The sequence below is a fragment of the Caulobacter sp. GW821-FHT09H08 genome (assembly GCF_059415885.1).
Genome location: NZ_JBWKOC010000001.1, coordinates 271079 through 292094 on the forward strand (window position 1 = coordinate 271079; position 21016 = coordinate 292094).

At 68.6% G+C, this 21016-nt stretch carries 17 protein-coding genes and 1 pseudogene; 12 read left to right on the forward strand and 6 right to left on the reverse strand.

Annotated elements, in window-relative coordinates; genetic code table 11:
• Positions 1 to 124 precede the first annotated feature (124 nt).
• Positions 125 to 1177: an alpha/beta fold hydrolase gene (locus AC07NN_RS01435; protein WP_494637369.1), complete on the forward strand. Its 1053-nt coding sequence runs from the start codon at positions 125 to 127 to the stop codon at positions 1175 to 1177.
• Between the two features lie 151 nt (positions 1178 to 1328).
• On the forward strand, positions 1329 to 4352 hold the full coding sequence (locus AC07NN_RS01440) for a TonB-dependent receptor domain-containing protein (RefSeq protein WP_494637370.1): 3024 nt from the start codon (positions 1329 to 1331) through the stop codon (positions 4350 to 4352).
• Positions 4353 to 4355: 3 nt separating this feature from the next.
• On the opposite strand, the gene AC07NN_RS01445 is transcribed toward AC07NN_RS01440, so the two are convergent.
• A complete protein-coding gene (locus AC07NN_RS01445) occupies positions 4356 to 6347 on the reverse strand; it encodes a winged helix-turn-helix domain-containing protein (protein WP_494637371.1) in 1992 nt (663 codons plus the stop codon).
• Positions 6348 to 6803: 456 nt separating this feature from the next.
• Between AC07NN_RS01445 and AC07NN_RS01450 the strand changes: the two genes are divergently transcribed.
• The 4 genes and pseudogenes from AC07NN_RS01450 to AC07NN_RS01465 form a co-directional block, all read left to right on the forward strand.
• Positions 6804 to 8123 carry a DUF418 domain-containing protein gene (locus AC07NN_RS01450; protein WP_494637372.1) on the forward strand — a complete coding sequence of 440 codons (1320 nt, stop codon included), beginning with the start codon at positions 6804 to 6806 and terminating at the stop codon, positions 8121 to 8123.
• 41 nt (positions 8124 to 8164) lie between these two features.
• The gene (locus AC07NN_RS01455; protein ID WP_494637373.1) at positions 8165 to 8947 is read left to right on the forward strand and encodes a hypothetical protein; all 783 of its coding nucleotides are present in this window, start codon (positions 8165 to 8167) and stop codon (positions 8945 to 8947) included.
• A gap of 105 nt (positions 8948 to 9052) precedes the next feature.
• Entirely contained in the window at positions 9053 to 9424 is a 372-nt protein-coding gene (locus AC07NN_RS01460; RefSeq protein ID WP_494638205.1) for a hypothetical protein, read from the forward strand.
• A pseudogene (locus tag AC07NN_RS01465) lies at positions 9384 to 9702 on the forward strand (site-specific integrase); the annotation flags it as partial. The gene AC07NN_RS01460 and the pseudogene AC07NN_RS01465, both read left to right, overlap by 41 nt.
• Before the next feature lie 65 nt (positions 9703 to 9767).
• Here AC07NN_RS01465 and AC07NN_RS01470 read toward each other — a convergent pair.
• The 3 genes from AC07NN_RS01470 to AC07NN_RS01480 all read right to left on the reverse strand — a co-directional run bounded on the left by AC07NN_RS01470 (position 9768) and on the right by AC07NN_RS01480 (position 12092).
• On the reverse strand, positions 9768 to 9875 hold the full coding sequence (locus AC07NN_RS01470) for a hypothetical protein (RefSeq protein ID WP_494638163.1): 108 nt from the start codon (positions 9873 to 9875) through the stop codon (positions 9768 to 9770).
• A 44-nt stretch (positions 9876 to 9919) separates the two neighbouring features.
• Entirely contained in the window at positions 9920 to 11032 is a 1113-nt protein-coding gene (locus AC07NN_RS01475; protein ID WP_494637374.1) for a tartrate dehydrogenase, read from the reverse strand.
• 292 nt (positions 11033 to 11324) lie between these two features.
• Positions 11325 to 12092: a GntR family transcriptional regulator gene (locus AC07NN_RS01480; protein ID WP_494637375.1), complete on the reverse strand. Its 768-nt coding sequence runs from the start codon at positions 12090 to 12092 to the stop codon at positions 11325 to 11327.
• Between the two features lie 149 nt (positions 12093 to 12241).
• On the opposite strand from AC07NN_RS01480, the gene AC07NN_RS01485 reads away from it, so the two are divergent.
• Positions 12242 to 13570: a CitMHS family transporter gene (locus tag AC07NN_RS01485; protein ID WP_494638165.1), complete on the forward strand. Its 1329-nt coding sequence runs from the start codon at positions 12242 to 12244 to the stop codon at positions 13568 to 13570.
• Between the two features lie 239 nt (positions 13571 to 13809).
• Here the strand turns inward: AC07NN_RS01485 and AC07NN_RS01490 are convergent, their stop codons facing one another.
• Together AC07NN_RS01490 and AC07NN_RS01495 are read right to left on the reverse strand one after the other, a co-directional pair.
• Complete coding sequence (locus tag AC07NN_RS01490; protein WP_494637376.1) at positions 13810 to 14742, reverse strand: LysR family transcriptional regulator; 933 nt, start codon at positions 14740 to 14742, stop codon at positions 13810 to 13812.
• 13 nt (positions 14743 to 14755) lie between these two features.
• Entirely contained in the window at positions 14756 to 15769 is a 1014-nt protein-coding gene (locus AC07NN_RS01495) for a phosphoglycerate dehydrogenase (RefSeq protein WP_494637377.1), read from the reverse strand.
• Between the two features lie 297 nt (positions 15770 to 16066).
• Here AC07NN_RS01495 and AC07NN_RS01500 point away from each other — a divergent pair, with 297 nt between their 5' ends.
• The 5 genes from AC07NN_RS01500 to AC07NN_RS01520 are packed head-to-tail and all read left to right on the forward strand — an operon-like array spanning position 16067 to position 20876.
• Entirely contained in the window at positions 16067 to 17452 is a 1386-nt protein-coding gene (locus AC07NN_RS01500; RefSeq protein WP_494637378.1) for an acyclic terpene utilization AtuA family protein, read from the forward strand.
• Positions 17452 to 17760 (forward strand): DUF4387 domain-containing protein, encoded by a 309-nt coding sequence (locus tag AC07NN_RS01505; protein WP_494637379.1) that lies wholly within the window; start codon positions 17452 to 17454, stop codon positions 17758 to 17760. The genes AC07NN_RS01500 and AC07NN_RS01505 overlap by 1 nt, the downstream gene beginning before the upstream one ends.
• Before the next feature lie 10 nt (positions 17761 to 17770).
• Positions 17771 to 18532 carry a class II aldolase/adducin family protein gene (locus AC07NN_RS01510; RefSeq protein WP_494637380.1) on the forward strand — a complete coding sequence of 254 codons (762 nt, stop codon included), beginning with the start codon at positions 17771 to 17773 and terminating at the stop codon, positions 18530 to 18532.
• Complete coding sequence (locus AC07NN_RS01515) at positions 18532 to 19605, forward strand: AbrB family transcriptional regulator (RefSeq protein ID WP_494637381.1); 1074 nt, start codon at positions 18532 to 18534, stop codon at positions 19603 to 19605. The genes AC07NN_RS01510 and AC07NN_RS01515 overlap by 1 nt, the downstream gene beginning before the upstream one ends.
• Complete coding sequence (locus tag AC07NN_RS01520; RefSeq protein WP_494637382.1) at positions 19602 to 20876, forward strand: glycerate kinase type-2 family protein; 1275 nt, start codon at positions 19602 to 19604, stop codon at positions 20874 to 20876. Before AC07NN_RS01515 ends, AC07NN_RS01520 begins: the two co-directional genes overlap by 4 nt.
• Positions 20877 to 21016: the final 140 nt, after the last annotated feature.

Below are 21016 nucleotides of genomic sequence, written 5' to 3' on the forward strand. Positions count from 1 at the left end.
TGCGCCGAATTCGCGCGGATTGCTGATGAAATGCTGATGATCGGCTGCGGACCCGTCTGCCGCACTTACAATGGCGGCGCCCGCCCGTAGTTTTCCGCCCAAGCTACATTCGGGGGCGACCATCGTGACCAGACAACTCCTGCGCGCCGTTGCATTCATGGCGCTCCTGGCCCCCTGGGGCGCGGCGATGGCGGCGGAGGGCCGGGGCGGGCCTGATCCGGCTCTGGCCGCCTACGGCAGCCTGGAGCATTCGGTAAGACTCGCCGACGGGCGCTCCATTCACATGGTCTGCATGGGGCAGGGATCGCCAACGGTCGTCATGACGTCGGGACTGGGTGACTGGGCTGAAACCTGGAGCATGGTCCAGCCGACGATCGCCAAGACCACCCGCGTCTGCGCCTGGGATCGGCCGGGTTTTGGTTTCAGCTCGCCGAGTTCCAAGCCGCAGACCGTCGACAATACGACAGCGGATCTTGAGGCGGCGCTTCAGCGAGGCGGGATCGCTGGGCCCTATGTCATGGTCGGCCATTCGCTTGGCGGTTATGAGACCCTGCTCTTTGCTGATCGGCATCCTGGGGAGGTAAAGGGCATGGTGCTGGTGGACCCCAGCATTCCCGATCAAATGGCCATCATGTCCAGGATGACGCCCAGACTCCGGACCTTCTTCGACGATTACTACGGCAAGTACGTTGCAGCGCTGCGCCGCTGCGCCGCCGACCTGCGCAGCGGCAAGGTGGCGATTGGCAAGCCCGATCCCGACGAATGCCTATCCCAGCCGTCGCGCTATCCGCCAGAACTCGGTCAGGCCATGACGCGCTCCCAGACCGATCCGGCCGTGTTCGACACGATGGTCTCGCTGGTCGAGAATTTCGACCGCGATGGCCAACTCGCGGTCAATCGCCGCCGCGACTACGGGGCCATGCCGCTTGTCGTCCTGACGGCCCTCAAGGTCCAGGACGTTCCCGGCGCCCCGTCGGAAGTCCTCGATGACTACGCACGCTTCACGCAGGCCTTCCGCAAGGGTCATGACGAAATCGCCGCGCTCTCGACCCACGGCGTCAATCGTCCGGCGCCGGACGCGGCCCACTACATCCATCGCGAAAGGCCCGAGGCGGTGATCGATGCGATCAGGACGGTGATCGCCCAGGTGCGCGCCAACGACAAAGGTCGTCCGTAAGCTGCGGCGACCTGACGGGTATGCAACGGGGCCGAATAGAGGCGCTCCACGCGCGCGGCGTCAGGCTCGACCAGAGGTGATCTGACGCTTAAGCTTGCGTGGAGATTGAACCGGGGCGGGGGCGACCGGCGGCATGCGATGGGCGACGGGGGTGGCGCTTGGCTTGACCTGGGCGGGCGCGGCGCAGGCTCAGACTGGTCAGGCTCCGAGCAGTCAGGCTCAGGGGCTGGCCGCGATCGACGAAGTGGTGATCGTGGGCAGCCGCCTTCGGAGCGCGGCCGTCGCGGCGACCTCGACCACCAGGGTCATCACCGCTGACCGTATCGAAGCCATCGGCGCGGTGTCGGGTGATGATCTCCTGCGCGCCCTGCCGCAGATGGGCGATGTCTTCATCCATGCCAACAACAACGTCCAGACCAGCAATTCCGCGCGCGGCGACATCAATTCGATCAATCTGCGCAGCCTGGGTGTCGGCTACACCCTGGTGCTGATCAATGGTCGGCGCTCGGTGACCCATCCCACCAGCCAGTCGTCGGGTACGGTTCCTCTGCTCGGCTACAACGCCAATGCGCTGCCGGCCACGGGGCTTTCCAGCCTGGAGGTGTTGGCTGACGGCGCCTCGGCCATCTATGGCGCCGACGCCGTCGCCGGCGTGGTCAACGCCGTCATGCCGTCCCGTCAAGCCGGGGTCTCGATGAACCTCCGCTATGGCTGGGCCGAAGGAACCCATCGGCGAGAGACCGGCGCGGACGTCTTGGCTGGCGGCGAGACCGCCGATGGTCGCGGTCACGCCGTATTGGCGCTCGACGTCACCGATCGGACCGCGCAGCGCCCCAGCGACGAACCCTATACGCGAACGCTCGACCTGCGCCCGCTGTTCTCCGGCAACGCGGCCTATGCCGTGAGCAGCGCGCCGGATACGCGCGGAGCGCTGAGCTCGTTCACGACCCTCGGCGTGCTGGGCGTCACGGGCGCGGCCCGACAGAATGGCGTGGCGATCACCACCACGGCCGGCGTCGCCCACATCCAGCCAGACGCCTTGGCGGGCTGCGCGGCCAGCCTGGGGTCTGGGCTGTGTCTGGGGGCGGGCTCCTTGACCGCGAGCAGCGCCGCCAACCTGCTGCGCTACGACGGACCCGCGCTTGACCAGACGACGGCCTCGCCGGCCGTCCGCCGGCTGAACCTCTTCCTGACCGGGGGCTACGAGGTCGCCGAGGGCATGGAGGCCTATGGCGAATTGGGCGTCTACGCCGCCGCCTCCCGCGCGCTGACCCTACAGGGTTCAAGTCTGGTGGCGATCGGCGTGCCGGCCGGCAACTACTACAATCCCTTCGGCCCGGTCGTGTTCGCCGACGGACGGACCAATCCCAATCGGCTGCTGGGCCTCACCAACGTTCCGGCCGGGGGCGCGAGCGTGACCATCAGCGGTTATCGCTTCAACGACCTGGGTCCGAACATCGTCAAGGTCGACAACAGCCAGGCCCGCGTTCTGGTCGGCCTCAAGGGTGGGCGGGCGAGGTTCGCCTGGGATACGGCCTTGCTCTATTCGCGCGCCGACGCGCTGGATCGGTCAGACGGCATCGACAGCGCCAAGCTCGCGACCAAACTCGGTCTCTCGACGCCGGACGCCTACAATCCCTTCAACGGTGGGTGTCTGTCCGGACCCCAGGGGCGCGACTGCACGACCAGTAGCCAGCCCGCCCTCGATGCGATCCGGGTCCGGATCAAGCGCCGGTCCGCCAGCAGCCTGGCGCTGGCCGACTTCAAGCTGTCGACCCCCGATCTGCTGAGCTTGCCAGGGGGAGGCGTCGGCTTCGCCGCTGGCCTCGAGGCGCGACGGGAAACCCAGAGCGACCGCCGCGATCCGCGCCTGGACGGAAGCACGCCGTTCACGGACCCGGTGACGGGCCTGGTGAGCGCCAGCGGCGTCACCGGCACGAACGACACCCCCAGCACCCGCGGCGCTCGCGAGGTCGTCTCGGCCTATGCGGAGCTGGCCGCGCCCTTGATTTCGCCAGACTTCGAAATCCCCTTCGCGCGACGGATCGACCTGCATCTGGCCGGCCGGGCCGAGCGCTACAGCGACTTCGGCGGCGTGCTCACGCCCAAGATCGCCCTGTCTTGGGAGCCCGTCGCCAGCCTGCGCCTGCGCGGCGCCTGGCAGAAAGGCTTCCGGGCGCCGAACCTTGAGACCACCAATCCCTTCAGCTATTCGCGCTCGAACGCCATCGTCGACTATTACCTCTGCGAGGCCGATCTCCGCGCCGGTCGGATCAAGACCTTCTCGGCCTGTACGCGGTCGGTGAACGTCCGCTTCACGACCTCGGGCAATCCCGACCTTAAGGCCGAGCATAGCCAGAGCCGAACCTTGGGCGTCGTCTTCTCGCCTGCCTTCCTGCCCGCGCGTCTAGGTGAGCTGACGTTGAGCGCGGACCGCTGGCGGATCGACCAGACAAGCGTGGTCGGCCTCCTGGGGTCGACCAATCTGGCCATCGCCGACTATCTGGCGCGGGTGGGCGGGGGAGCCAACGCCGCCGTCGCGCGCGCCGCGCCGACCAGCGATGATGTGGCGTTGTTCACCGGAACAGGCCTGGCGCCGGTCGGCGCGATCCAGGAGATCAAGGATCAGTTCCGCATGCTGCAGGCCCAGACGGTCAGTGGCGTCGATTTCTCCCTGTCCTGGCGCTTGCGCGACCGGGCCTGGGGGGCGCTCAGCCTGGATGTGGACGCCGTCTACATGGACCAGTTTTCCCAGGCCTTGTCGGAGCCTGTGAAAGCGCTCTTCGCGGCCCGGGCGGCCGGAGCGATCAACGCCGCCACGCCGCTGAGCGATCCTGGCGACCTGCTGCGCAAGAACGGCAAGCCCAGATGGAAGGCCAGCGGGCAGCTGACCTGGTCGCGTGGCGACTATCGGGTCGGCGTTTCGGCCGCCTACACCGGCTCGGTGCTCGACACGGCGCTTCTGGCCAGCGACGGGACGCCTTACACCGTCAAGAGCCAGTGGGTGGCGGGCGCCTATGTCGACTACCGGCCGGGCGGAGGGCGAACGCACCTACGCTTGGGCGCGCGCAATCTCCTTGATCGCGACCCGCCGCTTTCCTCGACCGGCTATCTGGGCGCGCTCTACAATCCGTACGGTCGGTATTGGTACCTGACCCTGAGGCGAGCCTTCTGACGATCACGTCGCCGCGCCGACCCTTCTCAGGCGGAGCAGTTCGGCCAGGCGCGGGTCGCGCTCCCAGATCATGGCGAAGCGATGATGCTCCCGCACCGCCTTGGGGAAGGGGTTGCGGCCGTAGGGCAGGGAGACGATCCAGTTCAGCGACCCGGCGTTGACGGCGCGATCAAGCGTATCGAGCGCGCGCTCGGCGGCGCCGGCCCAGGCATATTCGAGCGCCGCCAGGAACAGGATGTCGCCGCCGCGCCGGCCGCCCTTCGTCGCGGTCAGCTCGATGACGTCGGCGACGTCGGCGTCCACCATCGCCAGCAGTTCGGCGGGCCGTCCGCGCAAGGCGGCCGCCGCCACCCGAAGGCGCTCCAGCAGCTTGCCGGTCTCCGAGGACATGGGTTTGTCCCGAGGCAGCAGACTCTGCGTCCGCCCGGTCAGCTCATCGAGGCCCGCGGCGTTTCCTTCGGTCAGGAAGGTCATGTAGAGCTCGCGAATATCGAACAGATTGGCCTTTGACCGCTCGAGCGAGGCTCGATAGTCGCTCAAGGCCTGCGTCCGCTCGCCCGCGGCATACTCCAGGCGCGCCAGGAGATAGCCCCGGCGCGAGATGTTCTCGGGGTCGAGCAAGACGAGTTCGCGAGCCTGGGCCAGGCCTTCGGCCGGGCGATTGAGCGTGCCCAGCAGGGTGCCATAGGCCCATCGCGCTTCGACCAATCCTGGATCGGCGGCGACGGCGCGTTTGAGCAGGGCTTCCGATTGGGTCCAGTTCCAGTCACGGCGATGCTGGTCGCCCAGCGCGGCGAGGGCGGCCGGATCATTGGGATCGGCCAGCAAGGCGCGTCGCACATAGACCATCGCGCCGAGATTGAGATCCTGGCCGGGCGGCAGCGTCGCCATCAGGCGCTTGGACCAGCCGTTGCGCGCCAGTCCCCAGAGCGTCAGCAAGGCCCGCGTCTCGTTCGGGTCGATGGCCAGCGCGGCCATGGCCTCTTCATAGGCCTCGTCAGCCGCCGCCTCGGCGCCGGGCTTGTCGGGGAGCAGGAGGAGGGAGCGGGTCCGCAGGAAGGCGGCCTCGGCGCGGATCACATGCGGATAGGCGCGCGGGTCGGATCGTCGCCGAGGCGGGAGGGTCGGTGAGAAGCCCTTGGTCGCGACGCGGGCGACGATCTCCTCCAGCAGGCCGCTGGCGAGGCTGTCGCCGACGCCGATCAAATCGTCAGCCGCGCCAGACGCTTCATGGGACCAAAGCTCCGCCTGGGTCGGGCCGTCGAGGAGCTGCATTTCGGCCTGGACGCCGGCTCCACGACGACCCAGGGATCCGATGACCAGCAGGTCGGCCCCCAGTCTTCGTGCGGCGTCTCGCGGTGACAGACGTTGCTCGGCGACGTTGAAGCTCGAGGCGTCGGAGATTGTCCTCAAGCCCGCCACACGGGACAGACTCTGCCGCAGCTCTCGGGCAAGAGCCTTGCCCAGGGTTTGGCCGCCAGACCCTTCGTCGGCGAAGGGAAGCACCGCCAGCGTCAAAGGTCCCTTCGAGCGGCGGGTGTTGCGCCGGGCGAAAAGGCCGCCGATCGTAGTCGCGCCGAGCGCGGCCGCGCCGCCACCGATCAGCCACCGGCGATCCAGGCGGGGACGCTCCGTCGGGCGCGCCAGCGCGTCGACGTCGGGCGTTTTCCGGGCCACCAGTTGATAGCCGGTCTTGTTCAGCGTGATGACCTCGAAGCTGCCCGCGCCGATCCCCGCCGCGTAGGCCCGCAGCCGGGAGATGACCCGGTTGAGCGAGTCCTTGCTGACGAACCGGCCTTCCCAGCAGGCCTCGATCAAGTCCTCCCTCGAAAGGATCGCGCCCTCGGCGGCGGCCAACGCCGCCAGGACCTGCATGATGCGCGGCTCAAGAACTTCCCGGCGGCCGTCGTCATGCGTCAGGCGCCGCAGGGGCGGCTCGACGAGCACCGCGCCCAGGCGAAAGGCGCGAAGATGGGCCAGGACAATACGATCCATGCTGGGCGTCGCAGGTCTGGGTTGCATCAAGGCGAACATCCGAAAGCCGAGGCGCGAGTCGTCACCGCACGCCGCAAAGGCTTGCTGTTGCTAGCTTTCTGATTGTCGGTCATCGCCCCCGATCCCCTCATCCGAAGAAGATCAGCGTTTCATCAGCAAAGCAACCGCAACCGGGGCTGTACCGGCGGCCGGGCGTTTCAGCATGCTTCTGGAGCGGGATGCGGAACCCCGTGGCCAGGCCGCTCGGCCGCAAACTGATGGGACAACGATGCGACGCGCCCTCTCTGCGTCATCGGCGATCTGGTGGCTGAGCGGCCTGGCGATGGGGGCTCCGCTGGCTTTCCTGTTGGGCCTGGCGTGCGGGATGGCCGCCAAGGACTCGTTGGCGAATAAGGCTGCCGATTGGCGCGGCGCGCTCATCGAAAAGGCCATGGATCAGCACGGGGGATCATGAGGATGGACGGTATTAAGCTTGGGCCGGTCGGTAGCTCGGCGCGGATACGATCGCTCGACGTCCTGCGCGGTGTGGCCGCGTTGGGCATTCTGCTGATGAATATCCCGGCCATGGGCCTGCGCTGGGACTGGACCAGGCCGCCCTTGCCCGCGACGGCCAGCCTCGACTGGATCGCCTTCTCCATCCAGAACGTGGCGGTCGCCGGGACGATGCGCGGCCTCTTCACCTTGCTCTTCGGTGCGGGAATGCTGGTCATGCTGACCCAGTCGGACCCGGGGCGCGAGCGCGCGGCGGGGCAGGCCTACTTCACGCGCTGCTTCGCGCTGATGGCGCTGGGATTGGCCAATTTCGCGATCTTCCTCTGGCCCGGGGAAATCCTGTTCAACTACGGCGTGACGGGGCTCTTCCTGGTGCTCTTCCGCAAGGCCGACACGCGCGTGCTGGCCCTCGCGGCGGCGGTGGCGCTTCTCGTCATGACGACGGCCATGGGGGGCAAGGCCCTGGAGAGAGCCGAAGGTTATCGGCTCGCCGAGGCCGCCGTCGTGGCCAAGGCCGCCGGCAAGACCCCGACCGACGAGCAGAAGAAGGCGCTCGAAAAGCGCGACGAGATCATCAAGAAGATCACCTCTCCCCAAGAGCGGGCCAAGGAGCGGGCCGAGCGAACCGCTTTCCCGTCGATCGTGACCTGGAGCCTGGAGAAGTGGCAGACCTGGAACCTCGACGGGTTCGAGGCCTCGCTGACGGTGCTGGAATCCCTAGGCTTCATGCTGGTTGGGATGGTGCTGTTGCGCAACGGCGTCCTTGGCGGAGAGCGGTCGGCCGGCTTCTACGGCGCGCTTGCCGTCGGTGGATTGGCGCTTGGCCTGCTGTTGCGGGGAAGTATCGAGGCGCTGCGCTGGCGGGCCGGATTCCAACCCAGCGCGGAAGTGACCGTTGCGAACGCCTTCCTCTACGAGCCGGGTCGTCTGGCCATGACGCTGGGCGTTCTAGGCCTGACGATGTCGCTGCTGAAGCAGGGCTGGCTGGGCGTTTTGCAAGGCGGGCTGGCTGCTGTCGGGCGCATGGCGCTGACCACCTATATCGGCCAATCGGTCATCACCTCGGTCCTGTTCTATGGCCTTGGCTTCTACGACCGCTTCGGCTTTGCCCAGCTCATGGGGATCGCGGCGCTGATCTGGGCCGTCCAGATCGCCTTCGCGGTGCTGTGGCTCGGGCGGTTCGAGATGGGCCCGGCGGAATGGCTCCTGCGCTGGATCACCTATGGGCAAAGGCGCCCCCTGGCCCAACCCGCCCGCGCCGCCGTTCCGGCCGCCGCCGAGTAACCGACGTCAATCGAGCACGATCACCATCAGGAGGGATTGAGATGATGAAAGCCGCTGTTCTGTTTGTGGCCCTTGCCGCTACCTCGCCGGCCTTGGCCGATGCGCTGGACGGGACCTGGAAGGCCGACGTGGCCTCGGCGAAGTTTCCCGAACGGCCGTCGGTCTTTCTTCTGAAGGACGGGGTCTACAGCTGTTCGTCCTGTAAGCCGGCCATCACCGTCAAAGCCAATGGCGCTTTGCAGAAGGTCTCCGGCTATCCCTATCTGGACGAGATCTCCATCAAGGTGATCGACGCCCGCACGATCGAGGAAACCGACAAGCTAAAGGGAAAGCTGGCCTCGGTATCGACCGTGAAGGTTTCGGCCGACGGCAAGTCCTTGTCCGTGCACTGGGTCGACCATACCGCGCCCGACGGCAAGCCGGTCAGCGGCGACAACGCCCTGGTTCGCGTGAAGCCTGGACCCGCGGGCGCGCATGCGCTCTCGGGCGCATGGCGCGCGGAGAAAGCGGCGAACATTTCCGACGCGGCGCTGACCCTGACGTTCAAGGTCGAGGCCGACGCCGTCAAGATGTCCACGCCCAATGGCTACACGTACGCGGCCAAGCTCGGCGGCGGAAAGACCCCCGTGGTCGGGGATCCGGCTGGAACCCAGGTCACCGTTCGCAAGGTCGCGAGTGGGGCGCTGGAGGAGACCAGCTGGCGGGACGGTCAGATCGTATCGGTCATGACGTTCAAGCCATCGGCGGATGGACGAACAGCCGCCGTCAGGAGCGAGGACCGGAAATACGCGACGGTCACGACCTACACCGTGATCAAGCAATAGCGCTGGCGCGGATCCGGCTCGTTTGCCGGGCCGGATCCGAAGCGGCCGAGCTAGCGAGAGGGGCTAGAGGTGGGGTGGCTTTCTTCGTTGCTTGCAGGCCTTGCCGTGACGATGTCCGCGGCGGGCGACTACGGACCACAATCGCTGGGTGACGGCGAGTCCGCCTTGCGCGGTGCGCTGATCGACATCGACCGTTTTCTTGCCACGCCGGTGACTGCGGAAAGCTCTCCATCGGCGATCGAAATCCGTTGCGCGAAGGCGGCGGCGCTGGCGATCGACGTTCGCGAGCGGTTGGGCGGGAGAAGAGGCTCGGGACGCGTTCGAGATTTCGATATGCGTGATGCTATCGGCAGCTTGGCGGACGGACTGGCCTCGGAGATGGGCCATATCCTGGAGACCTCACGGGACGGTCGGGTCGTGGCAGCGGCTCACGCCTGTCGGAGCAGGACTACGGGGCTGTCGATTCAGGCCTTGTGATCGAGCGTCGCCGGCGCTGCCAGCCAGCTTGAAGCCGGTCGCTTTCGAGATCACAGAGCCGACGGGAGATGCATTGGCTGCTTGGCTCAAGATCCGCGGGCGTCGTTACGACGATTGGCTGTTCCCAAGCCGTAGTCGCCCAGGTGAACACGTCAGCACCAGACAGTATGCGCGGTTGCCAGCTTCTGCTCGGACACCGGAAGCTGGAAAGCACCGTCCGATACTTGGGTATCGAGGTCGACGATGCTCTTGAAATGTCGGAGCAGATCGATCTTTAGCTCACGCGTGCCAGCGCGATTGGTCCTGAGAACGCACCTTAAGACGTTCTCAGGACCTGTCGCAGCTACAGCCTCGGATCGATCGGTTCGCTCTCCATCGCCAGCACGCCGAAGACGCACTCGTGCACCTTGCGCAGCGGCGCGCGGGCGACGAAGCGTTTTAGCGACCGGATGTCGCAAAACCAGTATTGGCCAGTTTAGTTCTGCGGACGCGCTGTCAGGCGCTAGCCGTTCGCGCCGATGCGGCCCGGTCGCCAAGGAGCGCTTCGGCGATCGCCTGGCCACAGGCCACCGTGCCGAGCGGGCCGCCCAGGTCGCGGGTGCGTAGGGCGGGTTGGGCCAGGACGGTCTCGATGGCCTGCACGACGGCCGCGGCGGCCTCGCGCTCGCCCAGATGGTCCAGCATCAGGGCCGCCGACCAGATTTGGCCGACCGGATTTGCGATCCCCTGGCCGGCGATGTCGGGCGCGCTGCCGTGGACGGGCTCGAACAGCGACGGGAAGGTCCGCTCGGGATTGATGTTGCCGGCCGGGGCGATGCCGATGGTGCCGGTGCAGGCTGGACCCAGGTCCGACAGGATGTCGCCGAACAGGTTGGAGGCCACCACCACGTCGAACCAGTCCGGGTGCTGCACGAAATGCGCGGTCAGGATGTCGATATGGTACTTGTCCCAGCGCACCTGCGGATAGGCCGGGGCCATGGCTTCGACCCGCTCGTCCCAGTAGGGCATGGTGATCGAGATGCCGTTCGACTTGGTGGCCGAGGTCAGGTGCTTCTTGTCCCGCCGGGCGGCCAGGTCGAAGGCGTATTTCAGAATCCGGTCGACGCCCACGCGGGTCATCACGGTCTCCTGCATCACCACCTCGCGCGCGGTGCCGGGGAAGATCCGTCCACCGATCGACGAGTACTCGCCCTCGGTATTTTCGCGCACGACATAGAAGTCGATGTCGCCCGGGGCGCGGTTGGCCAGCGGACTGGGCACGCCCGGCATCAGCTTGACCGGCCGCAGGTTCACATACTGGTCGAACTCGCGGCGGAACTGGATCAGCGAGCCCCAGAGCGAGACGTGGTCAGGCACGGTCTCGGGCCACCCGACCGCGCCGAAGAAGATCGCGTCGTGGCCGCCGATCCGGGCCTTCCAGTCGTCCGGCATCATCTGGCCGTGCGCGAGATAGTAGTCGCACGAGGCGAAATCGAAGTGGTCGACGTTGAAGCGGCAGCCGAAGCGCGTCGCGACGGCCTCGAGCACGCGCAGGCCCTCGGGAACGACCTCCTTGCCGATCCCGTCGCCCGGGATGACCGCAATGCGGTAGTGGCGCGCGTCGTTCATCCGGATCCCCTTGGCGTGGCCGCTTCGGGGTAGGCCAGCGCCGACGCGGCGGGCTAATGCGGAATTGGCATGAAATGATGCCCGCCGCGGAATCGGGCGGCCGCCGCGAGGACGGTCGCGGCGTACGTGACGCTCTATCACCTTGTCTTGTATGGATTTTCAGGTGTGTCGCGTCGGTGTCCGCGCTTCGAGCGGCCACCCGCCGAACGCCTCTGCGACGTCGTGGAGCCCTCAGGCGCGTTTGCCGCCCATCGGGGTTCTCGCTAACCGTGGCCGACCGGATAATCGTCGATCAACGGCGGACAGCGATCTCATGCAGACGACGTTTCGTAGCCAGGACATGCGCGGCCATGACCCGTTCGGCCAGCGCGCCGTCCTGGCGGGCGATGGCGTCGACCAGCCGCTCGTGATCGTCCTGCGAGGTCAGGATGAAGGCCGGCGGCGTCGCGCCGATCTGGCGCGCGCGCAGCGGCGTGGCCGCCGCGATGCTGGGGCACAGACGGGCCGGATCGCCGAGCACCGGATAGATCAGGGTCATGCGGATGGCGTTGCGCAGCACCCGGTTCTGGGAGGCGTGATGGATGGTCCGGTGGAAGCCGTGATTGATCCGGTACCAGTCCTCCTCGATCGCTTCGGACCACTCGCCCCGGTCGACGATAACGCGACCCTGGCGGGCGAGGGCGGCCAGACGCTCCAGCGCCTGCGGTTCCCAGCCCAGGTCGACGGACAGACGCGCGGACTGGCCCTCCAGCCCGGCGCGGACCTCGATGGCGTCGAACACGTCGCCGATGCTGACGGTGCGGACGGTGTAGCCCCGGTTGGTGCCGTATTCGACCAGGCCCTCGGCGGAGAGCACCGCCAGGGCGCTGCGGATCGGCGTGCGCGAGACGTCCAGCTCGGCCGCCAGGCCCTCCGCGCGCAAGCGCGTCCCGGGCGGGATCTGGCCGGTGACGATCCGCTCCCGCAGGCTCATCAGCACCGTGTTGGTCGCCGGCTCGGCCTGAGGCGGATCGGTCTGGAGCGCGAGCTCCGCGTCCTGGCCTCGGGTCTGGGTCGCCATCGGTTCGTCTTCTCCCCGGACCGGCGCGCGGCCGGTTCGTCAGAGCCTTCTTACACAGCCAGGGCGACGGTTGCGCAAGCCCGCGTCCGCCGCTCCATCCCAACGACAGCGCCGAACCCAATCGGCCCGGAGACCGTCTCGTGACCGACATGCTTCTTCACCCCGCCGTCCTCGGGCTGGCGATGGTGATCACCTTCATGACCCTGATCATGACCAAGCGGATGTCGGCGATCGCCGCCCTGCTGCTGATCCCGATCCTGTTCGGTCTGGTGGCCGGGGCCGGTCCCAGGCTGGGCGAGATGATCCTGACCGGGGTGGGGCAGGTGGCGCCGACCGCGCTGATGCTGTCGTTCGCGGTGCTCTATTTCGCGATCATGATGGATGCGGGGCTGTTCGATCCGCTGGTTAGGAAGGTGCTGTCCATCGTCGGCGAGGACCCGCTGCGCATCGCTGTCGGGACCGCGATCCTGGCCATGGTCGTCTCGATCGACGGCGACGGCACGACGACGGTGCTGATCGTGGTCTCGGCCATGCTGCCGGTCTATCGGCGGATCGGTATGAACCCGCTGATCCTGCTGACCCTTCTGGGGCTGTCCAATTCGCTGATGAACTATGTGCCGTGGGGCGGACCGGCGGCGCGGGCGGCCACGGCGGTGCATGTCGACCTGGCCAAGGTCGTAGGGCCGATGTTGCTACCGGCGGCCGTGGGCCTGCTGGGCATCCTGGCCATGGCCTGGATGTTCGGCCAAGCGGAGCGCCGTCGCCTCGGGGTCTCGGCGACCGGCGGCGAGCGCATCGCGACGCCGCCCGCCGTGCTGGCCGCCGAGGATGCCGAACAGGCCGCGACGCGCCGTCCCAAGCTCTTCTGGTTCAATGTCGCGCTAACCGTCTGCCTGATCCTGGGCATGGTGCTGGGCCTGGCGCCGCTGCCGGTGCTGATGATGGCCGGCTTCGCCATCGCCGCGACGGTGAACTATCCCAGCGTGAAGGAACAGAAGGCGCGGATCGCGGCCCACGCCGACAATGTCGTCAACGTGGTGGTGCTGATCTTCGCGGCCGGCGCCTTCACCGGCATCCTCAACGGGACCGGCATGTCGACGGCCATGGCCAATGCGGCGCTGTCGATCATCCCGCCCAGCATCGGGCCGTACCTGGCGCCGATCACCGCCGTGGTCAGCCTGCCCCTGACCTTCGTGATGTCGAACGACGCCTACTATTTCGGGGTCGTGCCAGTGATCGCCCAGGCCGGCGCCAATTTCGGGATCGAGCCGGCGGCGATCGCCCGCGCCGCGCTGATCGGCCAGCCGGTCCACTCGATGAGCCCGCTGCTGGCCCCGATCTACCTGGCCTGCGGCCTGGTGGGGGTGGATGTCGCCGACGCCCAGCGCTTCGCGCTGAAGTGGTCGGCGCTGATCTGCCTGGTGGTGCTGAGCGCGGCCATGCTGACCGGGGCGATCCCGGTCGTCGGCGCGGGCTGAGCGTGATCGAAGTTCCGCATCGAACCATGCGCCCGACAGGCGCGCGGAGCGGCCTGGGCGTGGGCTAGACTGCGAGGGTCTCGTCGCGGCGAGGCAACCTCGATGCAACTTGTCGAGCGGCCTTGGCGGCTTGGAACGACGGCCGATGGTCCATCCGCTTGCAATCGGCGGGATGGCCCTGGAGCCAAGGGGCGGATCGACCCGGGCGCATCGCCACCCTCGGTGCGCCCGGTCTCTTCCTAGGCGAGGTCCGTCGTCGGTTCCGCGCGCGTCTTGAGCCGCGCCCAGAAGGCCTCGGCGACCGGGTTCTGGCGGGCTCTCGGGCGGAAGAGGCGGATGTCGATCGGCACGTCCCACTGGGCGTCGCCGGCCCGGACCAGAACGCCCCGCTCCAGGTCGCCGGCGATCAGGCTGAGCGGCAGCCAGGCCAGCCCTCGGCCCGCGCGGGCCATGGCCGCCAGCACCGTCGCCACGTGCGAGGTGAAGCCGGGCGCCAGCCACATCGACGGGCCTTCCAGAGCGTGGGTCGAGGCCAGGATGCGTCCCATGCCCGACACCTCGGTGAAGGCCAGATAGGGCACGGGCGCGCCGAGCTGTCCGGGCAGGGCGAAGCGCGGCTGCGCCGGGTCGTCGGGCGACGGCGCGCTGACCGGGATCAGGGTGTCCTGCCCCACGTCGATCGAGGTGAAGTAGTTCGGCTTGAAGGACACCGGCGTCGACGGGTGATGATGGCAGAGCAGGAACTGGGCCTGGCCCTGCAGCATCATCCGTTCGCAGCCGGCCATGTTGTCGGTCGTCAGGCTGACCGCCGAACTCAGCGGCTGTTCGGCCTCGATCTCCTCCAGCCACTGCGGGAAGAAGGTGATCGACAGGGCGTGGGTCGAGGCGAAGCGCACGGTCGAGACGTGGCCTTCGGCGATGGCCCGGGTCTGCTCGCGGCCCAGATAGAGCCGGCGCAGCAGGTCCTCGGCGGTCGGCCGCCATTGCTCGCCGGCCGGGGTCAGGGCGACGCGGTGGGTGTCGCGATTGAACAGCGGCGCGCCCAGCCAGTTCTCGAGCAGGCGCACGCGGCGGCTGAAGGCGGGCTGTGAGACGTTGCGGGCCTCGGCCGCGCGCCCGAAATGCTGATGCTCGACCAGGGCCAGGAAGTCTTCGAGCCAATCGAGCTCCATCGCGGTGTTCCTTCTAGGCCGCTCGGCGACCAGGGCGGCCGTCGGCGACCACGCATTCGGGCGCGGGATCGGCGCCATCCAGGACGGCGACGACCGCGCGCGCGGCGACCATGTTGGTGCGGTCCAGGCCTTCGCGCGACGAGGCGCCCGCGTGCGGCGTGCCCACGACATTGGGCAGGGCCAGCAGGGCCTGGGATACGGGCCTGTAGGCCGGGTCGCTCTCGCTGACGAAGACGTCGAGGCCCGCGCCGCCCAATTGGCCGGCGCGGAGGGCGTCCAGCAGGTGGGCGTCCTCAACCAGGCCGCCGCGCGCCGTGTTGATCAGGATCGCGCCGGGTTTCATCGTCTCGATGGCGGATGCGTCGATCATGAACCGCGTCGCCGGCGTCAGGGGCGCGTGCAGGGTGACATAGTCGCTGCGGGCCAGAAGTTCGGGCAGGTCCACGAACGCGACGCCCGTGGCGCGCGCATAGTCGTCGTCGGGATGGGTGGTGTGGACCAGCACCTTGCAGTCGAAGCCGGCCAGGCGCTTGGCGACGCTCCTGCCGATCCGGCCCAGGCCGACGACGCCGACGGTCTTCTCGCAGAGGTCGCCGCCCATCAGGATCGACCAGTCGCCGTCCAGCATCCGCTGCTGGGACTCGCGGAACCGCCGGCCGACGGAGAGCATCAGCCCGATGACATGGTCGGCGACCGAGGCGTCGTTGCCACCCGCCGCGATGGCGACGACACGGCCCAGGTCGCGGGCGGCCTCGAGGTCCACGCGCTCGTAGCCAACGCCTCGGCGGGACACGACCTGGAGGTCCGGCAGCGCCGCCAGCAACTCGCGCGTCACCCGCGCGTGGCCGACGATCCAGCCCGCCGCGCCGGCCAGCATCTCGACCAGCGTGTCGTGGTCCAGGTCGCCGTCGGCCTTGCCCGCCGGCAGGGGCGCGATCTCCACCTCGCAGCCGTTGGCCCGGAGATAGGCCTGGGTGCGGTCGTCAAAGAAGCGCTGGGTGACGACGACCTTGCGGGGGTGGGGCATGCTCTGAAATCTCCTGCGCGTGTGGCCGGGCCAAAGGAAACGGGGCCCCAGGCCGGCGCCAGCCCGTCTCGCGCATCATTCAATCGAAACAACGCAACACGGCAGGCGCGGTCCGCTGGCTACAGAGGGGGGGCGATTTCAGACGGACGCGGGACCGGCCGCCGAAGGTTGCAAGACGTTGCAACGCGGCCGACCCGACGGCAATCTAATTTTGCATCCAAAAATCAGAAGTTCTGAATTCATGGAATCGAGCCCATGGCGAAGGCGGCAGCCGGCGTCGGCAAGGAGGAGCCCGGAATGCTAGACGGTCCCATCAAGATCATCGTCCCCGTCGGCTCGCTGGGCGCGGGGGTGGTGGAAGAAGAGGTCAGGCGCGGCGTCGGCCTGGGCGCCCACGCCATCGCCTCCGACGCCGGCTCGACCGACAGCGGCGCGGCCTATCTGGCGCTGGGCATGTCGAAGAACAATCGCGGCTCGGTGAAGCGCGACCTGGCCATCCTGATGAAGGCCGGGGCCGAGGCGGGCATCCCCGTCATCATCGGCACCAGCGGTCAGGCGGGCGGCGACCTGAACGTCGACTGGACCCGCGACATCGCCGTCGAGATCGCGGCGGAGCTGGGCCTCTCGCCCCGGATCGCCTTGCTCTATTCGGAGCAGGACAAGGCCGTGCTGAAGGCCAGGAACGCCGCCGGCAGGATCACCGCCCTGGCGCCGCTGGGCGCGCTGGACGACGCCACCATCGACAGCTGCGACCACATCGTCGCTGCCCTGGGTCCGGAGCCCTACATCGCGGCGCTGCGGGCCGGCGCGGATCTCATCCTGGGCGGCCGGACCACCGACACGGCGGTGATCGCCAGCTTCGCCCTGCTGCACGGCGCGCCCCAGGGGCCGGCCTGGCACGCGGGCAAGGTCTCCGAATGCGGCTCGCAATGCAGCGTGCACCGGGATCGCGGCTCAGGCGTGCTGCTGACCATCGACCAGGACGGCTTCGAGATCGAGCCGCTGGCGGTCAATAACCTCTGCACCCCGCACAGCGTCTCGGCCCACATGCTGTACGAGAACAGCGATCCCTTCCGCCTGACCGAGCCGGGCGGCGTGCTGGACGTGACCGACGCGGTCTATGTCTCGACCGACGAGCGCACGGTGCGGGTCACCGGCTCGGTGTGGGATCCCAAGCCCTACACCCTGAAGCTGGAGGGCGCGGCCGGCGGGCGCTACCAGACGCTGATGCTGGTCGGCATCCAGGACCCGGACGTCCTGGCCCGCGTCGACGAGTTCCACGACAAGATGCTGGCCGCCCTCTACGAGCGCGCCCGCAAGTCGCTGGGCCCGGAGGCCGGCGACTTCCACATCTCGCTGCGGATGTACGGCTGGAACGCGGTGTCGGGCGAGAGGCCGCCGCCGGGAACGCCGGCGCCGCGCGAGCTGGGCGTGCTGTTTGTCGCCACCGCCGACACCCAGGAGCTGGCGACCCAGATCGCCAAGGCCTGCAACGCCTATTTCTTCCACTACCCGATCTCGATGGACAAGGAGCTGCCCAGCTACGGCTTCGCCTTCACGCCGGCCGATGTCGAACGCGGCCAGGTCTACGAGTTCAAGCTGAACCACGTCGTCCATGTCGACGACCCCATGGAACTGGTCCGCACCGCCTGGGTCGACCTGCGCAAAGAGGAGGCCGCTTGATGGCGACCGTCAGGGATGTCTGCCACCACGTGCGCTCCAAGAACGCCGGGCCCTACTGGGTGACCCTGGACCTGTTCTTCGACGGGCCCGAGAGCTTCGCCCAGTACAGCCAGAGCCCGGCCCTGGGGCCGGACACGATCCAGCGGCTGTTCGGCGCCGACCCCGCCCTGGTGAAGCGGTTCGCCGTTCCCAGCCTGAACGTCGTGAAGATCTCGTACGCCCGCGCCGCGCCGCAAGGCGGAGAGGTCGAGCGCGACATGCACTGCGGCCAGCAATATGTGCGGCTGCTCGACGTCAACCTGGACTGAGGAGGCGGCGATGAACGCCCATGCCCTGGAGGTCCCGACCTCCGAGACCGGCGCGCTGGAAGCCGCGCTCCGGATCGACCTGGCCGCCGCCTACCGGCTGGTGGCGCTGTTCGGGTGGGACGATCTGATCTTCACCCACATCTCGGCCCGCGTGCCGGGACCCGAGCACCACTTCCTGATCAACCCGTTCGGCTGGATGTTCGAGGAAATCACCGCCTCGTCGCTGGTCAAGGTCGACCTCCACGGCAATGTGGTCGGCCAGACCACGGAGATGGTCAATCCGGCCGGCTTCACCATCCATTCGGCCGTGCACGAGGCGCGAGAGGACGCCGGCTGCGTGATGCACCTGCACACGGTGGCCGGGACCGCCGTTTCCTCGCAGGACGCCGGCCTGCTGCCGCTGAACCAGACCTCCATGCTGCTGAACGGCAAGGTCGCCTATCACGACTTCGAGGGCGTGGCCCTGGACCATGACGAGCGGCCGAGACTGGTGGCGGACCTGGGCGACAAGAGCGCCATGATCCTGCGCAACCACGGCACCCTGGTTACCGGGCGCACGGTCGCCGAGGCCTTCACGACCATGTACTTCCTGGAGCGCTCCTGCGCGATGCAGGTCGCGGCCCAGGCGGGCGCGCCGCTGCGGATCCCGCACGACCACGTCCAGGACGTCGTCGAGGAACAGTCGCGCGGCCTGAGTGTCGTGGCCGACCGGCTGGTCTGGCCGGGCCTGCTGCGTCGCCTGGATCGTCTCAACCCCGGCTACGCCGCCTGATGACGACCTCGAGCCTGCTGAAGCGGGCGGAGATACAATGGGGTCTGCTGGCGCTGGCCACGGCGGTGCTGGTCGTCGTGCTCAAAGCCGTGCATGCGCCGGCGGCGCTGCTGCTGGGGCCGCTGCTGGTCGGCATCGTGTTCGGGATCGGCGGCGCGAGCATCCGACCGCCGCCGGGCCTTCGGCTAGCCAGCTCGACCCTGATCGGCTGCCTGGTCGCCGTCGCCATGGGCTCCGCCATGGGGCCGGAGCTGGTCGGGCATCTGCCGGCCTTCCTCTACATCGGCGCCACGACCTTGGGCTTCAGCTTGGGACTGGGCTGGTTGCTGTCGAAAGCGGGATGGTTCGGCGGTTCCACGGCGGTCTGGGGACTGTCGCCGGGCGGTGCGGCCGGGATGATCGCCTTGGCGCAAGAGACCGGGGCCGACGCGCGGATCGTGGCGCTGATGCAGTATTTCCGGGTGCTGCTCGTGGCCAGCTCGGCCATCGGCCTGGCCCACCTGGCGCCGTCGCTGCCGACGGGCCATCCGCAGGCGGCGGGCTGGTTTCCGCCGCTCGATCCCCTGGGCCTGCTGGGCGCCCTGGTCCTGTGCGTGGCGGGGGGCGTCCTGGCCAGGGTGCTGAAGTTTCCGGCCGGCGTGTTCCTGATCCCCGGCTTGGCGGGCGCGGCGTTGCTGGCGACGGGGAGGTTCCACCTGCAGGTTCCGCCGGTGCTGGCCGCCTTCGCCTATGCGGTGGTCGGCTGGTCGATCGGTCTCAGCTTCACGCGGCCGACCCTCGTGCATAGCGCCCGGGCGCTGCCGAGGATCATCGGCGCGGCCCTGCTGCTGATCGTCCTGTGCGGCGCCTCGGGCCTGCTGGTCAGCCTGCTCTGCGGCGTCGACCTGCTGACGGGCTACCTGGCCACCAGCCCCGGCGGCGTCGACTCCATCCTGATCATCGCCGCGTCGACGCCGGTGGACCTGCCCTTCATCCTGTCGGCCCAGGTCGTCCGGATCATCCTGGTGCTGCTGGTCGGTCCCTACGCCGCCCAGTTCCTGGCCCGGCGCACGCCGGCCGAGGTCGTGGGATGACGTTCGACCCGAAGTCGGACCTGCGCCGGATGTTCGACGCCGCCGTGGCGGCGGCCGATCCGCGTCACTGCCTGCCGCCGCATCTGCCGTCGCCGCCCAAGGGGCGGGCCGTCGTGGTCGGCGCGGGCAAGGCCGCCGCGGCCATGGCGGCGACGCTCGAAGACCATTGGCCGGCGCCGCTGAGCGGCCTGGTCATCACCCGCTACGGCCACGCGACGCCGACCCGATCGATCAAGGTGCTGGAGGCGGCCCATCCGACCCCGGACCTCAACGGCGTGCGAGCGACCGCCGCGCTGCTGGCCTGCCTGGAGGGCCTGACCGCCGACGACCTGGTGATCTGCCTGCTGTCGGGCGGCGGCTCGGCCCTGCTGACCGCGCCGCCGCCGGGCGTCTCGCTGGACGACAAGCGCTTCATCGTCAAAGCCCTGCTGCGCAGCGGCGCGCCGATCGCGGAGATCAACGCCGTTCGCCGGCGCCTGTCACTGGTCAAGGGCGGCCGGCTTCGCGCCGCCGCCGGCCCGGCGAGGGCTGTCACCCTGGCGATCTCGGACGCGCCTGGCGACGATCCCGCGATCATCGCGTCCGGCCCGACGGTGGCCGATGCCGGCACGGGCGCTGAAGCGCTGGCGATTCTCGCGGGCCGTGGCATCGATATGCCGCCGAGTGTCCGCGCCTGGCTGGCCGATCCGGCGTGCAACAGTCCGACGCTGAATGCGCCCGACGACTACCGCCTGATCGCCACGCCGTCGCGGTCGCTGGACGCGGCCGCGACGGTCGCGCGCCAGCTGGGCTACCAGCCGATCGTTCTGGGCGATGCGATCGAGGGCGAGGCCCGCGAGGTCGGTGCGGCCCATGCGAAGCTGGCGCTGAACCTGGCCCGGGGACTGGGCGCCGACGCTCGGCCCTGCGTCCTGATCTCCGGCGGCGAAACCACCGTCATGGTGCGAGGCTCGGGGCGAGGAGGGCGCAACACCGAGTACCTGCTGGCCCTGGGCGTCGCCCTGGACGGCGCGCCGGGGATCCATGCCCTGGCGGCCGACACCGACGGCATCGACGGAGTCGAGGACAACGCCGGCGCGATGCTCGATCCCGGGAGCCTGGCGCGCGCCAGGACCGCCGGCGTCTCCCCCATCGAGCGCCTGGCCGACAACGACGCCTACGGCCTCTTCGAGGCCATCGGCGGCCTGTTGTTCACCGGCCCGACCCTGACCAATGTCAACGATTTCCGCGCCATCACGCTGTCGCCGCCGGGGGCCTCGCGCGACCGATGAAGGCAACCGCCAGCGCGCAAATCATTCCATTCGCTCTTTGCATCACGAGCACATGCCCGCGCGGGTTAAGGACTCTCGTTCGCCAAATTCAAGGTCCTCTCGAAGCCGTCGAAAGGCTTCGAGGGAAAGATGAGGGGCGT

Excerpts from the sequence above, each read along its gene's own strand:
- AC07NN_RS01445 (WP_494637371.1), bottom strand. The coding sequence starts at position 6,347 with ATGGATCGTATTGTCCTGGCCCATCTTCGCGCCTTTCGCCTGGGCGCG.
- AC07NN_RS01450 (WP_494637372.1), top strand. The coding sequence starts at position 6,804 with ATGGACGGTATTAAGCTTGGGCCGGTCGGTAGCTCGGCGCGGATACGA.
- AC07NN_RS01455 (WP_494637373.1), top strand. The coding sequence starts at position 8,165 with ATGATGAAAGCCGCTGTTCTGTTTGTGGCCCTTGCCGCTACCTCGCCG.
- AC07NN_RS01475 (WP_494637374.1), bottom strand. The coding sequence starts at position 11,032 with ATGAACGACGCGCGCCACTACCGCATTGCGGTCATCCCGGGCGACGGG.
- AC07NN_RS01480 (WP_494637375.1), bottom strand. The coding sequence starts at position 12,092 with ATGGCGACCCAGACCCGAGGCCAGGACGCGGAGCTCGCGCTCCAGACC.
- AC07NN_RS01485 (WP_494638165.1), top strand. The coding sequence starts at position 12,242 with ATGCTTCTTCACCCCGCCGTCCTCGGGCTGGCGATGGTGATCACCTTC.
- AC07NN_RS01490 (WP_494637376.1), bottom strand. The coding sequence starts at position 14,742 with ATGGAGCTCGATTGGCTCGAAGACTTCCTGGCCCTGGTCGAGCATCAG.
- AC07NN_RS01495 (WP_494637377.1), bottom strand. The coding sequence starts at position 15,769 with ATGCCCCACCCCCGCAAGGTCGTCGTCACCCAGCGCTTCTTTGACGAC.
- AC07NN_RS01500 (WP_494637378.1), top strand. The coding sequence starts at position 16,067 with ATGCTAGACGGTCCCATCAAGATCATCGTCCCCGTCGGCTCGCTGGGC.
- AC07NN_RS01505 (WP_494637379.1), top strand. The coding sequence starts at position 17,452 with ATGGCGACCGTCAGGGATGTCTGCCACCACGTGCGCTCCAAGAACGCC.
- AC07NN_RS01510 (WP_494637380.1), top strand. The coding sequence starts at position 17,771 with ATGAACGCCCATGCCCTGGAGGTCCCGACCTCCGAGACCGGCGCGCTG.
- AC07NN_RS01515 (WP_494637381.1), top strand. The coding sequence starts at position 18,532 with ATGACGACCTCGAGCCTGCTGAAGCGGGCGGAGATACAATGGGGTCTG.
- AC07NN_RS01520 (WP_494637382.1), top strand. The coding sequence starts at position 19,602 with ATGACGTTCGACCCGAAGTCGGACCTGCGCCGGATGTTCGACGCCGCC.